17 protein-coding genes are annotated in these 22,354 nt (G+C 57.9%); 9 read left to right on the top strand and 8 right to left on the bottom strand.

The genetic code is table 11. The annotated features are described in order from the left end of the window. The first annotated feature begins 80 nt into the window (after positions 1-80). From HY298_18220 to HY298_18205, 4 genes are all read left to right on the top strand, one after another. A complete protein-coding gene (locus HY298_18220) occupies positions 81-359 on the top strand; it encodes an acylphosphatase (GenBank protein ID MBI3852196.1) in 279 nt (92 codons plus the stop codon). 10 nt (positions 360-369) lie between these two features. Further along, complete coding sequence (locus HY298_18215) at positions 370-1,092, top strand: metallophosphoesterase family protein (protein MBI3852195.1); 723 nt, start codon at positions 370-372, stop codon at positions 1,090-1,092. Between the two features lie 76 nt (positions 1,093-1,168). Then, the gene (waaF, locus tag HY298_18210; protein ID MBI3852194.1) at positions 1,169-2,194 is read left to right on the top strand and encodes a lipopolysaccharide heptosyltransferase II; all 1,026 of its coding nucleotides are present in this window, start codon (positions 1,169-1,171) and stop codon (positions 2,192-2,194) included. A gap of 212 nt (positions 2,195-2,406) precedes the next feature. Then, entirely contained in the window at positions 2,407-3,282 is an 876-nt protein-coding gene (locus HY298_18205; GenBank protein ID MBI3852193.1) for a hypothetical protein, read from the top strand. A 127-nt stretch (positions 3,283-3,409) separates the two neighbouring features. On the opposite strand, the gene HY298_18200 is transcribed toward HY298_18205, so the two are convergent. From HY298_18200 to ilvB, 3 genes are all read right to left on the bottom strand, one after another. Beyond that, positions 3,410-3,955 carry an HAD-IIIA family hydrolase gene (locus HY298_18200; GenBank protein MBI3852192.1) on the bottom strand — a complete coding sequence of 182 codons (546 nt, stop codon included), beginning with the start codon at positions 3,953-3,955 and terminating at the stop codon, positions 3,410-3,412. Between the two features lie 140 nt (positions 3,956-4,095). Beyond that, complete coding sequence (locus HY298_18195) at positions 4,096-5,151, bottom strand: DUF1080 domain-containing protein (GenBank protein MBI3852191.1); 1,056 nt, start codon at positions 5,149-5,151, stop codon at positions 4,096-4,098. An 85-nt stretch (positions 5,152-5,236) separates the two neighbouring features. After that, a complete protein-coding gene (gene ilvB, locus HY298_18190; protein ID MBI3852190.1) occupies positions 5,237-7,114 on the bottom strand; it encodes a biosynthetic-type acetolactate synthase large subunit in 1,878 nt (625 codons plus the stop codon). 249 nt (positions 7,115-7,363) lie between these two features. Here ilvB and HY298_18185 point away from each other — a divergent pair, with 249 nt between their 5' ends. Next, entirely contained in the window at positions 7,364-9,013 is a 1,650-nt protein-coding gene (locus tag HY298_18185) for a HEAT repeat domain-containing protein (protein MBI3852189.1), read from the top strand. A gap of 2 nt (positions 9,014-9,015) precedes the next feature. On the opposite strand, the gene HY298_18180 is transcribed toward HY298_18185, so the two are convergent. Beyond that, positions 9,016-11,067: a M48 family metalloprotease gene (locus HY298_18180; protein MBI3852188.1), complete on the bottom strand. Its 2,052-nt coding sequence runs from the start codon at positions 11,065-11,067 to the stop codon at positions 9,016-9,018. 60 nt (positions 11,068-11,127) lie between these two features. Between HY298_18180 and HY298_18175 the strand changes: the two genes are divergently transcribed. Then, positions 11,128-11,943, top strand: a complete 816-nt coding sequence (locus tag HY298_18175) for a TSUP family transporter (protein ID MBI3852187.1) — start codon at positions 11,128-11,130, stop codon at positions 11,941-11,943. A 52-nt stretch (positions 11,944-11,995) separates the two neighbouring features. Continuing rightward, on the top strand, positions 11,996-13,159 hold the full coding sequence (locus HY298_18170; GenBank protein MBI3852186.1) for an N-acetylglucosamine-6-phosphate deacetylase: 1,164 nt from the start codon (positions 11,996-11,998) through the stop codon (positions 13,157-13,159). On the opposite strand, the gene HY298_18165 is transcribed toward HY298_18170, so the two are convergent. Next, positions 13,144-15,852 carry a PQQ-dependent sugar dehydrogenase gene (locus HY298_18165; protein ID MBI3852185.1) on the bottom strand — a complete coding sequence of 903 codons (2,709 nt, stop codon included), beginning with the start codon at positions 15,850-15,852 and terminating at the stop codon, positions 13,144-13,146. The genes HY298_18170 and HY298_18165 overlap by 16 nt on opposite strands. A gap of 153 nt (positions 15,853-16,005) precedes the next feature. Between HY298_18165 and HY298_18160 the strand changes: the two genes are divergently transcribed. Together HY298_18160 and HY298_18155 are read left to right on the top strand one after the other, a co-directional pair. Next, a complete protein-coding gene (locus tag HY298_18160) occupies positions 16,006-18,228 on the top strand; it encodes an excinuclease ABC subunit UvrB (GenBank protein MBI3852184.1) in 2,223 nt (740 codons plus the stop codon). Then, on the top strand, positions 18,225-19,136 hold the full coding sequence (locus tag HY298_18155) for a diacylglycerol kinase family lipid kinase (protein ID MBI3852183.1): 912 nt from the start codon (positions 18,225-18,227) through the stop codon (positions 19,134-19,136). Before HY298_18160 ends, HY298_18155 begins: the two co-directional genes overlap by 4 nt. A 121-nt stretch (positions 19,137-19,257) precedes the next feature. Here HY298_18155 and HY298_18150 read toward each other — a convergent pair whose 3' ends face one another. The 3 genes from HY298_18150 to HY298_18140 form a co-directional block, all read right to left on the bottom strand. Continuing rightward, positions 19,258-19,752 carry a hypothetical protein gene (locus tag HY298_18150; protein ID MBI3852182.1) on the bottom strand — a complete coding sequence of 165 codons (495 nt, stop codon included), beginning with the start codon at positions 19,750-19,752 and terminating at the stop codon, positions 19,258-19,260. A gap of 293 nt (positions 19,753-20,045) precedes the next feature. Beyond that, positions 20,046-21,158 carry a hypothetical protein gene (locus HY298_18145; GenBank protein MBI3852181.1) on the bottom strand — a complete coding sequence of 371 codons (1,113 nt, stop codon included), beginning with the start codon at positions 21,156-21,158 and terminating at the stop codon, positions 20,046-20,048. Positions 21,159-21,185: 27 nt separating this feature from the next. Continuing rightward, the coding region (locus HY298_18140; GenBank protein MBI3852180.1) for an HYR domain-containing protein at positions 21,186-22,354 on the bottom strand (1,169 nt) is incomplete at its 5' end.

The raw sequence follows: 22,354 nt of genomic DNA, 5'->3' as shown, positions 1-22,354 counted from the left end.
GCAGGTTGACGCGAGCATTGATGCTGGTTTTGACCCGAAGAGACACCAAGTCGGGCAATTGACTGCCCTGATGGCGTGTTATGAAGCGATGTCGATTGCACATATTTTATTCGGGACGCGTGCAAGGTGTGGGGTTTCGATATACGGTAAGGGCGTTGGTGAGCGGATTCGAGGTGACGGGAACGGTTCGCAACCTGCCGGATGGACGGGTGGAACTGGTTGCGGAAGGGACCAAAGAAGAGTTGGAAGCGTTTCGCCGGGCGATTCGCGAGTCGGAATTGGGACATTTTATACAGGACGAAAAAACGAGTTGGGCAGAAGCGCAGAATGAATTTCGCGGGTTTGAAATCGTGAGATAACAAAATTGACATGCGGTACGCAATCATAGCCGATATTCACGCCAATCTGGAAGCGTTGCAGGTTGTTCTGGAGGACATCAAGGAACAGAAGTGCACTCATTACGCCTGTGTGGGTGACGTGGTGGGTTACAACGCCAATCCCAAAGAATGCCTGGATATTATTCGCGACATGGGCATGCCGTGTGTCAAAGGCAATCATGACGAATACTGCTCCTCTGAAGATCCGCTGGAAGGATTTAATCCGCATGCGGCGGAGGCGGTCAACTGGACGCGTCGGCAATTGAACGAGGAAGACCGCCAGTGGTTGCGAGACCTCAAGTATCTGCGAATGGTGGCCAGTTTCTCCATGGTGCACGCCACACTCGATGGCCCGCAGCGCTGGGGTTATGTGTTCGACAAACTGGCGGCGGCGGCCAGTTTCACGTACCAGAACACGGCGGTTTGTTTTTTTGGGCATACGCATGTGCCGGTGGCGTTCATCCGCGACAGCATGGTGCGCGGCGGAACTTATTCCAAATTCAAGGTTGAGCCGGGCAAAAAATATTTTGTGAACGTCGGCGCCGTCGGCCAGCCGCGCGATGGAAATCCGAAGGCGGGTTACGTGGTTTATGACGTGGACGAAGGCACGATCGAATTACGCCGTCTGGATTACGATATCCCAAAGGCCCAGAAGAAGATTTTGGAAGCGGGATTGCCGGCGCGACTGGCAGAGCGACTGGCCTTGGGGCGCTGACCGCCGCCCGCCGTTTTTCTACGTCGGAATCAAATGTCCGCCCAAGTAACCGCAATGTGGTGCGAACGGCCTGCCCTTGAAAATTCTGATTCTTAAACCCAGTGCGCTCGGTGACGTGGTGCAGGCGTTGCCGGTTTTGCGGCTCATCAAACTGCGGTATCCCGGGAGTGAGATTTACTGGTGGGTGAATTCCAATTTGTCGCCGCTGCTCGAAGCCGACCCGGACCTCACCGGAGTAATTTCATTTGAACGCAACGGCTGGGCCGGGCCGAAGCGCTGGAAAAAGCTGTGGCAAAACGTCCGGTGGATGCGGGCACAAGCGTTCGACTGGGTCATAGATTTGCAGGGTCTGGCGCGCAGCGGATCGCTGGCCTGGCTGGCCAATGGGAAATGCACAATCGGCCTGGACGAGCCGCGCGAAGGCGCCCGAGGATTTTATGATATCATCGTGGCGCGCCCTACCTTTCACACTCACGCGGTGGACTGGTATCTGCGCGTCTTGCCATTTCTGGAAGTGCCGGTGCATTGGAATTTCAACTGGCTACCGGAACGAGCGGACGTTGCCGTCGCAGTCCAACAAAAGTGGAATCCGGGAAGTGCACGCTGGCTCATTGTTCAACCGGGAGCGCGGTGGTTGAACAAACGCTGGCCGGCGGAGTATTTCGCGGAGTTGGTGCGGCAGCTGACCGCGCAGCATCCAGAGCTTCGATTTGCCATTCTGGGCGCGGAGGAGGACCGGTCTTTGGGCACGCTCATCGCCCGCGCCGCGCCGACACGTTGTCTGGCTCTGGCCGGCGAGTTGACGCTGCCCGAAATGGTCGAGTGGATCCGGTTGAGCGTGTTGATGGTGACCAACGATACCGGGCCGATGCACGTTGCGGCGGCGCTCGGCAAGCCCGTGGTGCCAATCTTCGGCCCGACGGAACCCCGCCGGACCGGACCGTACCGTCAAACTGATCAGGCATTGCAACTGAATCTGCCGTGCGTGCCGTGTCTCAAGTCCACGTGCACGTACGAGAAACCGTTTGAATGTCTGCGCGGGCTTTCTCCCGCCACCGTCTTGGCGCACGTGCAACAGCGGCTGGCGTCGCCGGCGAATTGAAGTCACGTTGCTCGGAACTCCTCGAGACCCGATGGGAGCGAGGGTTCGACAAACTATTTGAGAGTTGAATAAGGGAGCGCTGGCTCACGTCGCTTTGACTGGTCGGTTGATAAATGGACGGAGCTGAACGGAGTTGGACCAGGATCAGACGTAACGGGATTTTGGGTTTTTTTGCGGCTTGCCTGTCTGTTGAACCAACCTAGACTGGTTCGATGAGATTTTATAGATTATGGCTTGTTGCTTTGCTGGCTTCGGTCTGGCGCTTGAGCGCGCAGGTGAGTGTGGAAGTTGCACTGGATCAGGATCAGTTCCTGGCCAGTGAAACGTTGCGAGTGGCCGTCCGCATCACCAATCGCTCCGGACAGACCTTGCATCTGGGAGAGGATGGGGACTGGCTGACGTTTTCGGTGGAGGCGCGGGACGGCTTCGTGGTTTCCAAGAGTGGAGAAATTCCAGTGACCGGGGAATTCGCTTTGGACTCTTCCAAGATGGCGACCAAGCGCGTGGATTTGACCCCCTACTTCAACCTGACCAAGGCCGGACGATATACGGTGATCGCGACGGTGAGGATCAAGCAGTGGGACAAACAATACGTCAGCAAGCCGAAGTCGTTCGACATCATTCGTGGCGCCAAGTTGTGGGAGCAGGAATTTGGGCTACCGCTGGCCGTCGGCGCCAACAATCAGCAACCCGAGGTGCGGAAATACATCCTGCAACAAGCCAATTACCTGAAGCAGTTGCGGCTTTACCTCCGTCTCACCGACGCTTCCGAGGGCAAGGTGTTCAAGGTGATCGCCATCGGCCCGATTGTTTCGTTCGCCCGGCCGGAGCCGCAGGTGGACAAATTCAGCAATCTCCACATTTTGTATCAGACCGGACCCCGCGCATTCAGTTACACAGTGATCAATCCGGATGGCGACATCATAGTGCGGCAGACACATGAGATCGCGAACACACGGCCCAGGTTGCAGCCGGGAGGGGACGGGGATTTTATCGTGGTTGGCGGAATGCGTCGTCCGGCGCCCAATGACCTACCGGCGACAGACGCTGCGACGCCGTCTGAAAGCGACAAACCATCCAAACCTTGACGCTCTCCGCTTCCACCACTCACGAAACAACGCGAGCACAGACCGTCCTTGTGCAGGTGAGCAACGAAGATCGCGGCACGGGAATCATTTTTCTGAAGAATTCAGTCAGTGGATGCTGACCACTGTGCTAACCGACCAATGCGCGCTTGCTGGTGTGGAGATGGAGAATCTTGTCCACAACGCTCGTCAAATCGGGGAGCACGAAATCGTGGTGTCCAGATCCCACCCAGGGTGATTTGATCAGGAATGAGGTGCAACCTGCGGTCCGGGCGGCTTCGGCGTCCTGCCACTTGTCGCTGATGACCAGCGAGCGATCCAGATCCAGATGCCACTTGAAGCCGGCTTCGATGAGCAGCCCCGGTTTGGGTTTGCGACAGGGACAACGGTCGGTTTCGTCGTGAGCGCAGACCAGGATGTCATCCAGCGGGAGAGTGTGACGCAGACGTTCGTGCATCAAGTCCAACTCGCGGCGGGATTGGTAGCCGCGGGAGAGGCCAGGCTGGTTGGTCGTCACGATGAGAACAAAGCCAGCCGCCTTCAACTTTTCGAGCAAGCTGCGCGCGACCACATTGATGTGATAGTCGTCCAACGTCAGTGGCGTGACCTGATGTTGGCGTTCCACACGGACTCGGTTCAGAACCCCGTCCCGCTCTATGAAAACACCCAGCTTCATACTTTCGATAGAGCAGGAAGTCTGCCGCGAAAGGTCGCGCTGGTCCAAAGCCAGATTATTCAATCGGATCAACGCGCTTCGTTTCTTGCCATCGCACTCTTGAGAACGAATACCGCTTGATCTGCGGCGGAAGCAAAAGATTATTCGGCTAATTCTTTGGCCGAAGTAAGTCTGGCCTGCATCTCCTTGATGATCGGCACGGCCCGGATAATGGCACTTTCCTCAGTCTGACCGGGAAACGACTTCATGGTCACGCGCGCCGCCGCCATGGCGTCCCCGTTCTGATCGCGCAATGGCATGACGACCGAACAGGAGGCCTGTTCCTTGCCATAGTAAATGATCCCGCGCTCGATGACGTCCTGTTCCGTTTTCCCGCCCGGTCGACCAACTTCCTTTTCCTTCTTGCTGGCAATGAGGCGCAACTGGGTTGGCGCGCCGGCCTGGGCGTAAATCTCCAGCCCGAGCAGCCGGGGATATTTCTTGCACGTCTCGCGCACCAGCACCTGAGCAAAGACCTCGCGCGGTGTGAAGGTCACCTTCGTATCCGTGAAATAACACACGGAGTCTGACTTGGTCCAGAAGCCGACCTTGCCGCTGCTGAACGAATTGTCGGTCAGCGTCGGAATCAGTTCCTTGCCGTTGAGCAGGCAGCGGATTTGGTTGCCTTTGCATTCCACGGTCAATTCGTGCCAGACGCCCCTGGATATCTGCACGGCCGGGCCGATGATCTGACCGCGCTGACCGTTGACCACCTTGTAGAATCGGAAGGTATTCCCTGCCGAACTGGCGCGCACGACATAGTAATTCTTTTCATCCTGGATCCGAAACGCCACGCCCGCCATCTGTTCCACTTTCCCATCCATTGTCTTGAAACGGGTCGTCAATGTAAAATCTCCGTACGTTTCTCCATCAAGAATCAACATCGGGAAATGCTCGTCCGTGGGGTCTTGCGCCAGTTGCGCCAGCACCGCCCGCTTGGTGACACCGGGGGCATTGGGCGAGAGCGGCGGCAGCAACGGCGGCACCTCATCCTGAATGACCTTCCAGTCTCCCGGCCCGCCTTCGCCGGAAACCGTGCTGCGGAAGCCGGGCGGTGGTTTGTTCAATGCCAGTTCGTTGAAATCAAACTTGCGTTCGGCGGCGAGAGTCGGCCACGCACAGACTACCAGCCCCAGCCAAAGAAATAGGTTTCGCATCGCGCTCCAGCGTAACAAAAGGAAACCCGGCGGCAAGCGTTGTTGGCGTTCAAGCTTCAGCTTGCTGGGTTGAGCATCGATCGCATTACGGCTTCCAGATCATGTCCGCCACTGTTTTGCCGGCAGGAATGAACGGCAACACATGTTCCGTGTAAGGCGTGATGACATCAAGCACATACGGCTGGTCTGAATCGAGCATCCGCTGCAGTGCAGCGCGCAAGTCTCGCTTGTACATGACCCGTTCCGCCGGCACATTGAAACTCTTGGCCATCGCAACGTAATCCGGATAAATCTGTTTCATGTTTTCCGGATCGCCGAGATAAGTGTGACCGCGATTGCCGGCGTAGAAACGGTCCTCCCATTGCACCACCATGCCGAGATGCTGGTTGTTCAGGATGATTGCCTTCGCCGCAATCTTTTCAATGTGCGCCGTCGCCAGTTCCTGGATGTTCATCAGGAACGAACCGTCGCCGTCCACGTCAATGACCTGTCGATCCGGACACGCCACCTTCGCTCCCAACGCGGCCGGGTAGCCGTAGCCCATTGCACCCAGCCCTGCGCTCGTCAAGAATTGACGAGGAAATTTGTATTTGTAGTACTGCCCCGCCCACATCTGATGCTGGCCGACGCCTGTGGTGAGAATCGCTTCGCCCTTCGTCATCTCGTACAACATCTCGATCACCATCTGCGGCAGAATCACCTCGCCGGCTTTGCCCTCCAGATGATCACGCATGTGTTGCGACTTGATCACTTCGTCAGTGACGCGGTACTGAAACGGCGCCCGTTCCTTCCACTCGGCAACTTGCTGGTGCCACGCGGTGAACTTCTTTTGAATCGGCCGCTTCCTCACCATTTCCGCCAGGCGACCGAGTGCGTATTTGATGTCGCTCTCAATGGCCAGTTGCACTTTTCGGTTCTTGTTGTGCTCGGACGTGTCGATGTCGATGTGCACAATCGTGCCCGTCTCACAAAACTTGTCCACCTTGCCCGTGACGCGGTCGTCGAAGCGCACGCCAAACGCCAGCAGCAAATCCGCGCCATCCTTCACCTTGATCATCGGGTCGGTCAGCTTCTCCCTATATTTGAACTCGCCGCTCACCGCCCAATTCGCGTACGCGGTCCCGTGCATGCCCAGCCAGCGCAACGACAGCGGATGCGTCTCCGGAAACGCGCCGCAACCCATGATCGTCGTCGTCACCGGAATCTGCGTCGCCTCGGCAAACTGCCGCAATTCCTCGCTCGCGTTGCCGCTGATGATCCCGCCGCCGCAATACAGCACCGGCCGCTCGGCCTTCTCGATCAACCCGATGATTTCGTTCAGTGCAAGATCATCCGCCTTCTTCATCGGATTGTAACCGCGCAGATGGACCTCGCGCGGAAACACCGGTTGCGCCTTGGTCTGTTGCACGTTCTTGGGCACATCCACGACGACCGGCCCCGGCCGACCCGTCTGCGCAATGTAAAACGCCTCCTTGATGACGCGTGGAATGTCGTTCACGTCGGTCACCAAATAACTGTGCTTCACGATAGGCAGCGTCAACCCGAAGAAATCCGTTTCCTGAAAACCGCCTTTGCCGATCATCGCCTGCGGCACTTGACCGGTGATGGCCACAAGCGGAATCGAATCCATGTACGCGTCGGCGATGCCGGTGACGAGATTGGTCGCGCCCGGCCCGCTGGTGGCCATGCAGACGCCGGCGCGGCCGGTCGCGCGGGCATAACCCTCGGCCGCAAACGCGCCGCCCTGCTCGTGACGCGGAAGAATCGTGCGGATTTTCTTCGACTTGGTCAGCGCCTGATGGAACTCCATGCTCGCGCCGCCGGGATAGGCGAAAATCGTATCGACGCCTTCGCGTTCCAGCGCAGCCACCAGGATTTCGCTCCCCAACATCGGCGGACCGACCTCGGCGCGCTCGCGGGCGGCAGGTTTCTTCTTTTCAGCAATCGCAGTTGTTTTGCTCATAACGTTCCAGTGTTTTGGCTGGTGGTGCGGGCAATAAAAAACCCACAGCCGTTGCCAGCCGTGGGTTCTTGTCGAAATTCTACTTAGGCGCGACAAGCACCCCCGGCTTCGCCGACTACGACGACCAGAGTAACTACTTGTAATGCCACATTCAAATTCACGGGAAGCAGAATAATTCCTCAATCCCCTGCCGGTCAAGCGTTGATTCTGGTCATAATTCTGACAGATTTCTATTAGCGCCCAACAGAAATGGGCGAACTCTTACTCACCGTGAGCACGCGCCGTCGTATCATCTTTGTTATTCTGCTGGCAATCGCAATTGCGGGTGTTGCGGTTTACCTCAGGCAACCTCTCGAGCCGGTTTATCAGGGAAGACGATTGAGTGCGTGGCTCAGGGATTTTCAAATTCGCACAAGTAAATATCACGAATCTGAGCAGGACGAGAAAGCTGCCGAGGCCATCAGGCAGATTGGAACCAACGCAATTCCATTTCTGTTGAAGGATCTACAATCAAAGGATACTGCGTTCGAAATGAAACTGTGGGAATTCTGGAATAAAATTTACTTTCGCATTCCGTCTTACATTCACGTTCCACATAATTTCGCTTGGTTCCAGAGAGAAAGGGCAGTGTATGCGTTTGAGGCGTTGGGCCAGTCCGCAGAGCCAGCTATTCCGGCATTGCGCGAAATAATCAACAGCCAGGAGTTAATCAGAAGCGGGCATTCTGAAGTCGTCAGGTATTCATTGCACGCTTTACTGGGTACAGACAGCGACAGAGCCGTGCCAATATTTATCAACGCCATGACTAATGCCGACATTGAGGTCCGTGAGTTAGCGATACGCTGTTTAGGTAAATTGAGGAGCAAAGCACGAGACGCGGTGCCTGCGTTGATGCAGGCGCTTGACGACGCCAGCCCGGATGTTCGCGGGCCAGCGGCTTATTCTCTGGGAAAAATTACACTGGAGCCAAAGGTCGTAGTGCCATTGTTGATGAAAAGAACGTCCGACTCGGATGCGCGCGTGCGAGGAAATGCCGTCCAGTCACTCGGTTTATTCGGAGACGATGCAAGCCGTGCACTACCCTTTCTTCAAAATGCTGTAAAAGACAACGATGAGTGGGTGCGCAAGCATGCCGCGGAAGCGGTAATCAGAATTCAATGCGAGACATGTGATGGGGCGATCATCCGTGGACCGAAAGGCGACAAGAAGATTGCCCTCTTGCTTGCCGGACACGAATTTGCCGAAGGCGGAGAAACCATATTAACGGCACTGGCGACGCACAAGGCCAAGGCTTTGTTTTTCCTCACGGGCGACTTTCTCGACAATCCCAAATTTACGAACTTGGTTCACCAGATTGTTGAAGATGGGCACGACCTCGGAGTGCATTCCGATAAGCACCTGCTTTATTGCTCATGGGGCGATTCGAAAACAACTTTGGTTTCACGTAAAAAGTTCACGCGGGACCTGTACGAAAATCGTTATAAGATTTGGCGGGCCGATGATTCCATTGATCGCTGGAGTTATCGCTTCCGGTCAAAGTATCTTTTGCCACCCTACGAACATTACAATCGAGAAATTGCAGACTGGACTTGCGATCATGACATGACAATCGTCAACCCCACCGCAGGCACACTCTCGCACGCGGACTACACCGGCGAGGCCGACACGAATTTCGTTTCATCACAAGCCATCTTCGACAGCATCGTCGCCAAAGAGCAACAGGACCCGAACGGCCTGAACGGATTCTTGTTGTCCTTTCATTTCGGCGCCGGGGCGAGCCGAGCCGACAAATTCCATACCCACTTCGGTGAACTGCTCGATTATCTTACCGGCAAAGGCTACCAATTCGTCCGCATCGATGAATTGTTGGAGCCAAAACAGGAAAAGCAGAATGAATGAGATCAACTCTGCGGCGAAACCTCCATCGCTTCCACGAAGGGCGGAATGGGGCAGTCGAGACTGTTGGCGATGGCGCGCAGCAGTTCGATCTCACGCCGTTCCACTTTTCCGTCCGTGGTCACCGTGAGGCCGCAAGCAAGGAGAATCCTCCGCTTAACAGTCGGCGCAACCTTGGCCAGCGTTTCCAGCGCAGCATCGACTTGCGCCAGGTTGCACTGATCGCGAGGAAGTAGTTTCAGATCTTGTGCGTGAGACATAAGCGCGTGGACACCACGGGCAAACGCGGCTTCGGGCTGGCCTGGCGTTTCGCGAGTCATCTGCGCCAGCGCCGAAAGCAGGACGGCGCATTCAGTCAACACCGGTTTCTCCGTTTCAAACTCGATGCGCACCTTGGGAGCGACCTCGCGTTCCAAATGCAGACGGCGCAGCAGCGCTTTCTGCAAAGTGTATTCAAAGAGTTCGATGGCGCTGTCGGCTTCAATCAAGTCCTGCACGCATTGCATGAACTCCTGCTGGGTTTCCAAATCAAGCCCGCGCAGTGTGGGCACGGTCAAATCCATCAACGGCAGACGGAAGGCAACATCCAGGTTTTGCACATCGTCCATCAAATCGAGTGTTGCCGTGTAAGCGGCCGGGTCACCGTTCGCCTTGAGCAAATTGAGTTGCGCCGTACGCACATCGTCTTCCGAACTGAGCAACAGCGCGTAGAGGACACCCATCGCGCCCAATTTCGAATTCACGGCGGATTGAACCGACTTCGGCAGCGCCTCGCGAAGCGAAGCCGCAACCCAAAAACCTTCCGGTGTGATGTTGCCGATGCCCGTGATCAGTTGCTCAGGAGCCACAGCGACGGGCGCTGAGATTTGTTCGGGTTCGTATAGCAATCCACGCGCATTGGGTCGCAAGGGACTGACTCGCGTGAACTTTCCGTCGAAGCCCGGATCAATCGCGCGGATGCGTTGCTCCAGCGGCGGATGCGTGGCGAGCAACGTGATGAACAACTCCATGTGGCAGGTGACAAAATAAAGATGGCTGGCGACCTCGGCGTAAGGCGTGTCGAGCCGGCCGTGCCGGTAAAGGCCGCCCACCTTTTTCAAAGCGCTCGCGATGCCATCGTAACGCGTGAACTGCACCGCCGCCGCGTCGGCTAAAAATTCGCGCTTGCGACAGAGTGCGCTCTTGACCGCGCGCACGAACGGAAGCCCAAGCAGGCCCAGCCAGATCATCGGATACCCGAGCAGAATTGCCGGCAGACGTTTGAGCGTGTCCTCGTCGATGATGGAGCGGTCGTCCATGAGCGTCTCCGCGCAATCGCCGTGCACCATCACGCGACCCACGATGGCTGGCCAGAGCAGTCCATGCACAAGGCCCATTATTTCCATGTTCAGTCGTGTGTCGCCATTGAGGATGTGGCTGAACTCGTGCGCGACCATGCCCTGTAGTTCGTCGCGGTCGAGCAACTGCACGGCGCCGCGGGTCACGCCAATGACGATGTCGTTTGGGGTAAACCCCGCGGCGAAGGCGTTGATGCCGGGCTCGGCATCGAGCAGATAGATCTCCGGGGCGGGCAGGCCCGCGGCGATGGCCATCTCCTCCACCACTTGGCGCAACTTCAGTTCGTCGGGATTGCCGGGTCGCGACGCCAACCGCCGGCCACCGAGCAATTCCGCCACCGAACTTCCACCTCGCCGCGACAACGCGCGAATTTTCCACGCGCTGCCAAGAATGACCGACAAGGCGGACAGCGCGGCCACGACGCAAAGCACCTCGGGATGCCAGAACCATTTCCAAAACCCCGGAGGATTCACGATCAACAGCGCCAAAGCATTCAACGCATCCGCCAGTGACAGGATGACGGATGATCGCAGGCCGAGCAGTAACTGAACGAGTGTCCCAAAGACCAACGTGTATGCGATGACCTTCGCGAGCACGGCAACGGCAAAGTACCACTTCAACAATTTGGATTGCCGCCGCGCGCGTTGCTGCTGGTCGAAGAAGTCCATGGATTTCAATTGAAACGTAGCAGAAGGCCCGGCAAACGAAATGATTTTCAATTTGGCAGTTCGAGAGTTGTGCCAAACTTTCTGCATCCGCTTCCTTTCTCCTTTAGCTGGATGGTGGCGCTATGTACCCTGCGGTGCGTGCTCGAACTCTGGCAACTCCCGCTGCTGTTTGGAACCGGCATGGTGGCTGGGTTTGTGGACTCCATTGCTGGCGGCGGCGGACTCATCACTTTGCCCGTCCTGCTCGGTTTTGGTTTCGATCCCAGATACGCGCTCGGCACGAACAAACTTCAAGCCACATTTGGTTCGGGCAGTGCGTCGTGGCATTACGCGCGGGCGAAAGCCGTCGATTTGAGAGATTGCCCGCGCGGATTTGTGTTTTCATTCGTCGGCGCGGCGCTGGGGACAATTCTGGTGCAGCGACTCGACCCGGGATTTCTCAGACGGTGCATCCCGATCTTGCTGCTGGCGGTGGCGCTCTACACCGTGTTCAAACCAAAACTCGGTGAGAGCGACATTCACCCGCGCATGACGCGTTGGCGCTTCGATGTCGCAATCGGGCTGCTGATCGGTTTTTACGACGGCTTCTTTGGTCCGGGCACGGGCACGTTCTGGGCGATGGCCTTCATGCTTGGCCTCGGCTTTAATCTCACCAAAGCGACGGGCTACACCAAAGTGATGAACTTCGCGAGCAACCTTGCTTCGCTGCTGTTCTTTCTGCTCGCCGGGCAGATTCTTTTTGCTGCCGGACTGGCGATGGGCGGCGGCCAGTTGCTTGGCGCGCGCCTTGGGTCGCAGATGGTGGTCACAAAGGGGACGCGGTTCATCCGTCCAATTTTTATTTCTGTCGTCGTGGCCCTCACGTTGAAACTGCTTTACGATTCTTATTGGAAGCCGCTAAATCTCCCCGTCCCGGCACAACCATGACGACCCTTGCTGCATCGCGTGCGAAAGCGCCACATTCAACCCACAACTCATGATGAACAACGGTGAAATCTGTGCCCGGCATTTCGCGAGCCGGCAGCCGATCTGGGTGCGCTGGCGCTCGGGAGTCATCACGCACGTCGAGCCGACGACGAAGCAGCCGTCTGAAGATTTGTGGATTGCGCCGTCTCTATTCGATTTGCAGGTCAACGGCTATGGCGGCATCGACTTTCAAACTGACGGGCTGACGCTGGATAATTTGCTCTCCGCCACGCGCCAACTGCGCGCCGCCGGCTGCGGCCGGTTTCTCCTGACGCTGATCACCGACGAATGGTCGAAGCTCACGAATCGTTTGCGGCACGTCCGAGCCTTGCGTTCGCAATCTGACGAACTGCAATCCGCCATTGCCGGCTGGCACATCGAAGGGCCGTTCTTGTCTGCTGAACCGGGCTTCTGTGGCGCGCATGATCCGACGGTGATGCTGGACCCAACCGCAAAACACATTCAAGAACTGCGTGCTGTCGCCGGCGACGATCCCCTGCTGTTAACACTTGCTCCGGAACGACCGGGCGCGCTCGAAGTGATCGCCCTTGCCGTTTCGTTGGGGATGAAAGTCAGCCTTGGTCACACAAACGCGAGCGCGGAAGTACTGCAACGCGCGGTTCAGGCGGGTGCGACCGGATTCACGCACCTTGGCAATGCCTGTCCGCGCGAACTCGATCGCCATGACAACATCATCTGGCGCGTGCTCGACACCCCGGGGTTGACGGTGAGTTTGATTCCAGATCGGATTCACGTCTCGCCCGCGCTGTTTCGTCTGGTTCATCGGGCGCTTGATCCAGTTTCGATTTACTACACGACCGATGCCATGGCCGCCGCGGGCGCGCCGCCCGGACGATATCCGCTGGGCACATTGCAGCTCGAAGTGGGTGCCGACCAGATCGTTCGTCAGCCGGGCAAAACGAATTTCGCGGGGTCAGCGCTGCGCCCCATCGACGGCATCTTCCGCGCGGCGCAAATGTTCGGCTGCGACTGGCAGGAAGTCTGGCCGCACTTCTCAGCAACACCGGCAAAGCTGATGGATCTGAGTTATGAGTTGCAGGTTCAGCAGTGCGCGGATTTCTGTTTGTTGAAGCTGGCCGGAGAAAATCAGTTGGTGGAGTTGAAGGTCTGTTCGCGAGGTGAATTCACTTCCTGGGGCGCTCAAGGTCCGAGGTAAATGAACTTGATGGCGTCGGCCACAACTTTTTTCCCGGCGTCGGAGGCGGCGTCCGTGATCCGGACGCTGCCAGCAGTGCCCGCCGCAAAATTGAACGCGCCGAGCAAGTTCCAATATCCGCCCCCAACCTGTTGATTGACGAAGTTGGTTTGCGACCCGCTATTGAACGTGATCACCACGGGCGCGTTGGTGGTGTGGTCGCTCCCCTGCGTGTGCCACTCGTAAACCTGGTAATTCCCGACCACGGGAAGGTTCGGCGTGAACTGCACAGAAGCTGCCCCGGTGCCGTTCGTTTTGAAGAAATAATTGCCGCCGTATTTATCCACGTCTGTGTTCGCGCCGGTCCACGGGCCGACGGTGGTCGCGGTGGAATTGTCGAGGATGATTTCCGTCGAAGCCTGCTGGTTGATGACCGAACGGAAGAAGCGTTGCGGTGAGCTGTCGGTGATCGGCACATCGAAGGTCACCAAGCCGGTGATATTCGTAAACGAACTCAGCAACGCCCAGTTCAGCAGGTTGGTGGACGTTTCGATTTGTTGAATGTCACCCGGCAAGCCGGTGAGTTTGATTTGCGCGACACCATTGGTGGGTTGCTCGATGGATTGAAGCCGGAACGGCAAGGGTTGGTTGGTGCCGGAATAAAGCTGCGATTGCGGAACGACGGTCTTGGGTGTGGACGGGCTGCTCCAGGAAAGTTGGGCGACCGCGCTGCCGCCGTTTTCGTAGTACTCCATTTTGATGTCGTAGCGTTTGTAGGCGATGAGCGCGAGGCTGCCACCCCACTCCGTTGCGCCCTGGTTCACCCAGCGATCCACCAGCAATTGGTTATCGACCCAAAGCCGCACGCCATCGTCCGTCCGCGTATAAAACGTGTAAGTCTCGGAGAACTGCGGCTGAACCTGACCTGTCCAGCGCACCGAAAACGTATCCGGTCCAATGGCGGGATCGGGCGAGCCGCTGCCCCAATTGAAATCGATCGTGGCGTTCGTACGAACGAACTTCATGCTCGTTAAATCCACATTGTCGTAATACTCGCCGCTCAACCCGTCGCCGCTTCCGGCCGGCGGCAGACCGATAAAATGAACGCGCAGAACGTTGGCCCCACGGTTGGTCGCAACGGTGTCGCTTTCTTTGTAGAGGTCCGTGAAATATAAACCGTCCGGACCCGCGGTCAGTCCCACCACTGTGCTTTTGCCTGAACCATTATACTCCACCAGCTTCGTCGGCCCGCTCAACAGATTGCCGTTCGCATCCAATACAAATTCCGTGATGCGTTTGCCATTGTTCTGCGGACCCGACGCGTAGGTGCCACCGGATTCGGAAACAAATGCATGTCCCAATTTGTCCGATGGGAAACCGCTGCCGTTGAAGGTTTCCGACTGGATGAACGCGAGGTTGACTGGGCCAACGGCGGGAATCCAGTTGTAAAGGGCGTAATTTGTCATGCTCGTGTCCGAGCCGTCGTAGAGGTAATTGCGCCCGCGCAAAATCTTGGCGAAGCGATCCCAACTCGGCCCGTTCTCCACTTCATAATGGTTGGTGTCCGCCGTACGCCACGCGCCGCCGAAGGGATTGCGCAGGCCGTAGGCGTAAATGTAATCCGTGGCCGTGATGCCGTTGGCAGCATTGTAGAACGGATTGTCCGTGGCCGGAGAGCCGTCCAGGTTCATGCGGAGAATTTTGCCACGAAATGAATTCGTGTTCTGGCCTCGCGTCGCATCGAACCCGTCGCCCATGTGCACGTAGAGCTTGCCGTCCGGCCCGAACGAGAGATTGGAAATCTGGTGAGATTGCCCCTGGGTTTCACCCGGCATGTTGAGAATCGTCGTCTGCGTGGCGGCGGTCAGCCCGCCATCGTCGCTGTGAAAACGGACGATCTTCGGATAATGATTGCCGCCGGAATTGTAAAGCATGTCGGCGATCACATCGCCGGTGATCGGATCAACGACGATTCCGGCCAACCCCTGCTCACCGGAGCCGGGAAATGCCCCACCGGGATCATAGTTCAGAAGGTTCGTGGCGTAATTCAGGACCGTGCCGTCGCCCGTGACCACCTTGATCGTTCCGTAAAGCTCGGTGACGTAGAAATTGGGATCGTCGGGATGGCCGGTCGGATTTGGCACAAACGCGAGGTTGACCGGCAGTTGAAAATTGGTGGCGACGAGCTCCACTTTGTAACCGGGTTGGCGCACCGTCCAACCGGGTTGGCCAGGTGACGGTTGAACCGGCGAAGCAGTGTGAAACGGCCGTTCCGCCCAAGCGCTCCATTCCGTGCCCGGATCGCCGCTGCTGTCCTTGTGGCGCACGCGAAGTTTGTAGCCCGTGTCGTAGAGCAATTGACTCCTGCCGAGCAGCGAATTCGTGAACACTCCGTCGCCCAGGTGCGTGTGAATCTTCTCGATGCCGCCGATGCAATACGTCACCCAGACCAGTTCGTCGGGAAATATGCTCCAGATTTCCCAGTCGCTGCAAACGTGCGTATCGCCGGGATCGGCATCGGAAAAGGCCGCCGTCTCCATGTGGACATCGGCGGGGTTGAGAATTTTTCCGTCTTGATTGGGTTCGGTGATCGTCGGTGTCGCCGGTGGATTATTGGCCGTGCAATTCGGGACGTTGATGATTGTCAGGACTAAGCCCAACAGCAGAAACCCAAGACCGGGCCAAGACCTCGCGAACAACAAAGCCGTTTTCATTAGATACAACGTTGATTGAACAGTAGGGCAGCTTTGTTCTTTCGCAAGGCCGATGTTGAGCCTGGCAATTTGGAAAGCGATGAATCGCGATGCACCCGAGTTCCAGTCCGGTTGGTTGACACCCGATTTTGCCGCCATTAGTTTCGCATCACCATGTATGAACTCGTCTCCAACTACGCGCCCGCCGGGGATCAGCCGCAAGCGATTGCGAAGCTGACGGAAGGCGTGTTGTCCGGCGCGCAACACCAGGTGCTGCTCGGTGTCACGGGGTCGGGCAAGACCTTCACGATTGCAAACGTGATCAGGAACGTGGACAAGCCTACGCTGGTCATCTCGCATAACAAGACGCTCGCGGCACAGCTTTACGCGGAGTTCAAGAGTTTCTTCCCACGCAACGCAGTTGAATACTTCGTCAGCTATTTTGATTATTACCAGCCAGAGGCGTACATCCCGCGAACGGACACTTTCATCGAGAAGGATTCGAGCCGGAACGAAGAAATCGAACGGTTGCGGCTTTCGACGATGAGCAGCCTCTTTGCGCGGCGCGACGTGATTGTCGTCGCCAGCGTATCGTGCATTTACGGCATTGGCAGCAAGGAGGATTACGAGGCGATGGTGATTCCGATTCGCGTCGGCCAGGAACTCACGCGTGAACAACTCCTCAGCCGCCTCGTGGATTTGCAATATGACCGGAACGACATCACTTTCGAGCGCGGCAATTTTCGTGTCCGCGGCGACACCGTCGAATTGTGCCCGGGTTACACGGAGGACGCGTTGCGGATCGAATTGTTTGGCGAGCAGATTGAGCGCATCACACGCTTTGAGCCATTGACGGCAAACATAATTGAAACACTCGACGCGGTGACGATTTATCCCGGCAAACAGTTCGTGACGCAGCCGGAAAAACTGAAGCGCGCCATCCTCAGCATCCGCGAGGAATTGGGCGAGCGCATCGCGTGGTTTGAGCAGCACGGCAAGCTGCTCGAAGCGCAGCGCATCAAGATGCGCACCGAATACGACCTGGAAATGATGGAGGAAATGGGCGTCTGCTCGGGTATTGAAAACTATTCACGCCACATCGCGGCCCGCCCGGCGGGTTCGCGACCGGCGACGGTGATTGATTTCTTCCCGAGCGACTTTCTGACGGTGATTGATGAGTCGCACGCCACCGTGCCGCAGATCGGCGGCATGTTCGAGGGCGACCGTTCGCGCAAGACGGTGTTGGTCGAGCACGGATTTCGGTTGCCCAGCGCGCTGGATAATCGCCCGCTGCGCTTCGAGGAATTTCAAGGGATGCAGAAGCAGACGATTTACGTGAGCGCCACGCCGGCGAAGCGGGAGATCGAGTGGGCGCGGGAGAGTGTAATCCAAGATCGTAACAGCGGACGTGAGTCCGCTCATTCTTCCTTGGAATGTGATCAGAGCCGACTCACGTCGGCGGCTACGGATATGAAACGAGCGCCCCTCACCCCGTCCCTCTCCCCTTCCGATGGGGAGAGGGTGGCCGAAAGCCGGGCGAGAGGAAGTCCGGGCGTTGTGGAACTCGTCGTGCGCCCGACCGGACTCATCGATCCCAAAGTCACGCTCAAGCCGCTCAAAGGACAGATTGACGATCTCATCGAGGAAGCCCGCAAGCGCGCGGACCTGAAGGAACGCATTCTCGTCACGACGCTCACAAAGCGGACGGCGGAAGAATTGACAGATTACCTGCGCGACATCGGCGTGAACGTGCGCTATCTGCACAGCGAGATTGATGCGATTGAGCGCGTCGAGATTTTGCGCGCACTACGCAAGGGCGAGTTCGACGTGCTCGTCGGCATCAACCTGCTGCGCGAGGGACTCGATTTGCCGGAAGTTTCGCTCGTCGCCATTCTGGACGCGGACAAGGAGGGTTTCCTCCGCAGCGAGACGAGTTTGATTCAAACGGCGGGACGCGCCGCGCGTCATCTCAATGGCGAAGTCATCCTCTACGCCGATGTGATGACGGACAGCATCAAAAGATTCCTGGCAGTCACGGAGTATCGTCGCACCAAGCAGGTCGCTTATAACAAAGAACACAACATCACGCCCCGCAGCGTCAGCCGCGCCGTGGAGGAAAGTCTGGCCACGTACGAATCGAAGCGCAGGGAAGCCAGCAGCGTGTTGCGCGACGCGGGGATGGACGTGGACATCACTGAGACGATCAATGAGCTCGAACATGAAATGCTCGCCGCCGCGAATAATCTGGAGTTCGAGAAAGCCGCTTTGTTGCGCGATCAGATCAAGGAGTTGAAACGCGCGATTGACGATTCACAACCGGCGAAGGATGCGAAATCGGCGAAGGGCGTAAGTTATCGGAAAGTCAAAGGCGCCGCGGGGCGATTCAAACATTCATGATGCGCAAGCGAATCGGGTTCATCGTCAACCCAGTGGCGGGTGCCGGTCGTGGCCAGGCGCGGTGGACGGGATTGCGAGACCAGTTTCGTCAAGACGGCGTTCCGGAGAAGTTGCTGTTCACAGCGCGGCCCGGCGACGCCGTGCGCTTGGCGCATGACCTGAATCGTGAATGCGACGTCGTCGTGGCGGTCGGCGGCGACGGAACGCTTTTCGAGGTGGCCAGCGGACTTTTGCTCTCCGGCGCAACGAACACGCTTCTGGGCGTAATTCCCTTGGGCACCGGAAACGACACTGCCCGCTTGTGCGGCATCAACGATGCGGAGCAGGCGCGACTGGCTCTGCGTGGCGAACGCACCAAAGCCCTGGACGTGATCCGGATCCAGTGTCAGGGGCGAGGGATGTCGGTGACGCGTCACGCTCTGCTTTACGGGGGCGTTGGCATCGTCGGTGAAGTGGTGAAGCGGACCACGCCGCGCGTCAAACGCATCTTCGGCCAGCGCCTTGCCTATCCCGTGGGAGCGCTCCGCGCCATCTGGAGCTGCACGGCGCCGCGAATGCGCGTGACCTGTGACGGTCAGACTTGGGAAAACCGTTTTCTGCTGGTGTGTGCGAGCAACGGCGAACTGTCGGGCGGCGGCATCAGGCTGTCGCCCGGCGCGCGGATGGACGACGGCCTGTTGAACGTGAACGTGTGCGAGACCGTGGGCCGTTGGGCTGCCGTCGGACTGCTCTGGCGCGTCTGCCGGGGTCGCCACGTTACCCATCGCAAGGTGCGCTATCTCACCGCGCGAACGCTGATGGTGGAACCAGACCTGCCGCTGGACGTCGAGGCGGACGGTGAATTCGTCGGCCACACGCCCGTTCATTTTGAAGCCGTGCCACGGACGTTGCGGGTCTTGATTCCTTGAATCGAAGCGTGGCGGCAGTTTCGGTCGTCTCGTCGCCCGAGACAAGTTCGGAGCATCGTCCTTTGCGCGGGGTCACGTTCCGCGCCACCCGGCATCCCCTCCACTCGCAGCAGTGTGACCGTCAGGTTTTCTTGTCGCCGAGTCGCACCAGCGAGTAAATGATTGCCGCCGGAATCCCCGCGACCAGCGCCAGCGCTACGAAGATGCCCGAGCCTTCGCCGCGCTTCCGGATATCGGTGAAAATCCAGATCGTGAGCAGGATGTTGCAGATAATTCCGATGAGGAAGAGCAGTCCCAACGCATCATGCAAGCCCTTCGCCACCCTCGCGGCGTGTGGGTTTTGCGGCCCCCGTGCCGGCACGCCGGGGGGCGGCAGCGGCGCGCGGAAGTTTTCGGCTCCTGGCGGGATCATCGCCCTTTGGTGTTCCATTTGAGCACCAAGCCGGCGCAGGAGTTGTTCCTGGCGTTCGGCCATTTCATTAACGCGTCGTTCCAAGCGCTCAAGCCGCGCGCCAGGTTCGTCGCGATCCTGACTCCAGACCGGTGTTACCCGGAGGAACAAAGAAACCCCGACCAACGCTGCCACCAAACACGACCGCCACATCTTACTTTCCATATAAAACCCTTCACTTTCTGGAATGGAAACAGGAAACAGCCTTTCCTCCCGGAGCCCGCCCGGGCGATGTTTTAGGAAAAAGGATTTCCGGCCCATACCATCGGCATCTTGGAAGCGTGGGCGCGCGAAGTCAAGGCTCGCGACGGACGGGAAAAGATGTCGGCGTTTCTTGATCGAAAGCCGGGCGGGTTGTTTACCGGAAAGCAAAACGTCCAAGGTGGACGCCAACTTAAACCATCGCAGCAGAACGAAGCACCCTGACAGTTTCTCCAGCCACTTCTGATTCGGCCGACTCAGAAGGAGTAGCTCACGCCGAAGGACACGATGACCGATTCGCCGAGGTTGAGGATCGATACCTTGCCGGCCTCACGGTTGACCGAACGGCCTGCGGCTTGAAATTGCACGCCGCTGAACAAGCTGACTTCCTTCGTCAGCGCGTAGGCGAGGTTGGCGCCGACGTAACCGCCGACAAGGAAATCAGTCTGGGTACCGGAATCGGAGCGGAGCGGCGTAACCAGGCCGGCGTCGGCAATCGTCACAGTCTCACGAAAGCTGAAATCAGTGTGACCCACCACCAAGGCCAGACCGCCATTGAAAATCAATGAAAACTTTTCACTGAGCGGCACCTCCACGTACGGGCCAAGCCGGATGGCAAATACATCGGCATCCAGGTTCCGCTCACCGGTGATGGTCGCGGTCTGGGAGACGACGGTTGTGTTGCGCACCGGAGTGGAACTGATGACCGCGCCTGGCCCTTGAAATGTGCCATTGTAGGGGGCGGGGGGCGCCACAACGCCGCTCGGGAGAACGAACGAGTCAGTGATGCGGTCCACGCGGTTCATCAACGTCCGGCCATCGCTGATGCTGAGCGGGGTGTATCCTAAGGCCGCCTCCAGGCCGAACCGCCACTTCTTCTCGCGATACAATTCACGACTGTAGCTGATCTCAACGCCGTGCTCGGGGCCGTCGTCCCGGTTTTTTGAAACGGCATTGGCCGGCGAGGAGGAGCTGTTGAGGACTATGTTGTTCCCTTGAAGGGAACCGGAATTCTGGTAACCCCAATACCAGGTTGTGTTTTCAAAACCGGGGCCATGATTATTTCCGGAGATGTCCACGCGGTTGTAGCCGTCATCGTAATTGCGGGTTTCCGCGCCGCCCGTCGCCGGGCCGGGATCGCTCAATGCTGCGAAACCGCCGAGCCGCTTGAAGTCCGCCGTGATGTTGAGACCCATCCGGTAACTGACGCTGATCCGGTTGCGCGCCAGCGGCACTGCGGATTCCAAGGTCGCTGCACGCGATGATTCAGCGGGGGCAGGGACGTTCGTAGTTGAGGTTTGTGCCCAAGACAACTGAGCCACAAACACCATCGAAGGGATGATGCACTGCCTGAGACTATGGTTTTTCATGCGCGGCACTCTGATTGATTTGATAGGTTATGGCAACAGGATCACGCGGTAGAAGCGCTGCTTTTGGGTTGCGGGCGCGCTATCGGTCTTTGGTTGGCCATTGTCGATCCACTGGATCCAGGTACCGTTGCCGGTGATGGCTGGCTGCACCGCCTTCCACTCCTTCAAGTCACTGGTGTACTGCACGGAATACACGCGGTTGGATACGGAAGCAAACTCAACCAGGAACGTCTGGTCCGGCCGCATGAATCCGCGGTTGATGTGCTGGCCTACCCCTTGGGCGACCGCACCACCGCCTTCGGGCGGCGGCACCAGGGCAGCGAGCAAGGTTGGGTCCGGGATGATGTCCGAGGGCACGTAGTATTCGATGAGCAGATCGATGTAGCTGCCCGGTGCGACCGCAGTGTGCGATTCAATGAAGGGCACCCCGTTCGTGTTACCAGAGGCGTTGTAAACAGTCGTATTGTTCGTCAGTCCGTAAACATAAAGCCGCACGGCATCAAACGTGGAATACGTCGGATTGCTCACCCGCACGGTCTGCTCATACAGGCCAGTTTGCGGGTTGAAATGGATTTCACTGACAAAGCTCAACGGTGGACGCTCGAGCACGGTAATGCTCACCGGCGCCGACGTGGCCGCCAGCCCGCAACCGTCTATGGCGATTGCAACCAACGTGTGATTGCCCGCCTGCACATTGGTCAGAACGATAAAGTAAGGCTCGCCATTCGTCGCTTCACCCACTTTGCTTGCATTAGCAAAAAACTCGACCTTGGCAATCACGCCGTCCGGGTCGTGCGCCTCGGCCAGTACCGTAAAACTGGCCGGCGCGATGAAAATGGTACCATTGGTCGGACTAGTGATAGTTACGGTGGGCGGAGTCGTATCCACGATGGTCACCTTCTGGCTGCATTGTGAACTGTTGCCGCAGGCATCCGTCGCCTGCCACGTCCGGGTCGCGTCAAAGGTCGTCCCGCAATGACCGCTGGTGTTGGTCACCGTGCTGACGATCGTGATCACGTTGCCGCCGCTGTTGTCGGTCGCCGTCGGCGGATCAAAGGTCCAGGCCGTCCCCTGTTGCACAGTCTTGTTGGGACTGGCGCTGCAATCAATCACCGGCGCGGTCGTATCCACGATGGTCACCTTCTGGCTGCATTGTGAACTGTTGCCGCAGGCATCCGTCGCCTGCCACGTCCGGG

It is taken from the genome of Verrucomicrobiota bacterium, from assembly GCA_016200005.1.
In the GTDB taxonomy this organism is placed as follows: domain Bacteria; phylum Verrucomicrobiota; class Verrucomicrobiia; order Limisphaerales; family PALSA-1396; genus PALSA-1396.
Note: the sequence above shows the minus strand (reverse complement) of the source record. Positions and strands in the feature narration are given on the sequence as shown.

Bases quoted from the DNA above. Each gene is read 5' to 3' on its own strand.
- HY298_18220 (MBI3852196.1), top strand. From the start codon at position 81: ATGAAGCGATGTCGATTGCACATATTTTATTCGGGACGCGTGCAAGGT.
- HY298_18215 (MBI3852195.1), top strand. From the start codon at position 370: ATGCGGTACGCAATCATAGCCGATATTCACGCCAATCTGGAAGCGTTG.
- HY298_18205 (MBI3852193.1), top strand. From the start codon at position 2,407: ATGAGATTTTATAGATTATGGCTTGTTGCTTTGCTGGCTTCGGTCTGG.
- HY298_18200 (MBI3852192.1), bottom strand. From the start codon at position 3,955: ATGAAGCTGGGTGTTTTCATAGAGCGGGACGGGGTTCTGAACCGAGTC.
- HY298_18195 (MBI3852191.1), bottom strand. From the start codon at position 5,151: ATGCGAAACCTATTTCTTTGGCTGGGGCTGGTAGTCTGTGCGTGGCCG.
- ilvB (MBI3852190.1), bottom strand. From the start codon at position 7,114: ATGAGCAAAACAACTGCGATTGCTGAAAAGAAGAAACCTGCCGCCCGC.
- HY298_18185 (MBI3852189.1), top strand. From the start codon at position 7,364: ATGGGCGAACTCTTACTCACCGTGAGCACGCGCCGTCGTATCATCTTT.
- HY298_18175 (MBI3852187.1), top strand. From the start codon at position 11,128: ATGGTGGCGCTATGTACCCTGCGGTGCGTGCTCGAACTCTGGCAACTC.
- HY298_18170 (MBI3852186.1), top strand. From the start codon at position 11,996: ATGAACAACGGTGAAATCTGTGCCCGGCATTTCGCGAGCCGGCAGCCG.
- HY298_18165 (MBI3852185.1), bottom strand. From the start codon at position 15,852: ATGAAAACGGCTTTGTTGTTCGCGAGGTCTTGGCCCGGTCTTGGGTTT.
- HY298_18160 (MBI3852184.1), top strand. From the start codon at position 16,006: ATGTATGAACTCGTCTCCAACTACGCGCCCGCCGGGGATCAGCCGCAA.
- HY298_18155 (MBI3852183.1), top strand. From the start codon at position 18,225: ATGATGCGCAAGCGAATCGGGTTCATCGTCAACCCAGTGGCGGGTGCC.
- HY298_18150 (MBI3852182.1), bottom strand. From the start codon at position 19,752: ATGGAAAGTAAGATGTGGCGGTCGTGTTTGGTGGCAGCGTTGGTCGGG.
- HY298_18145 (MBI3852181.1), bottom strand. From the start codon at position 21,158: ATGAAAAACCATAGTCTCAGGCAGTGCATCATCCCTTCGATGGTGTTT.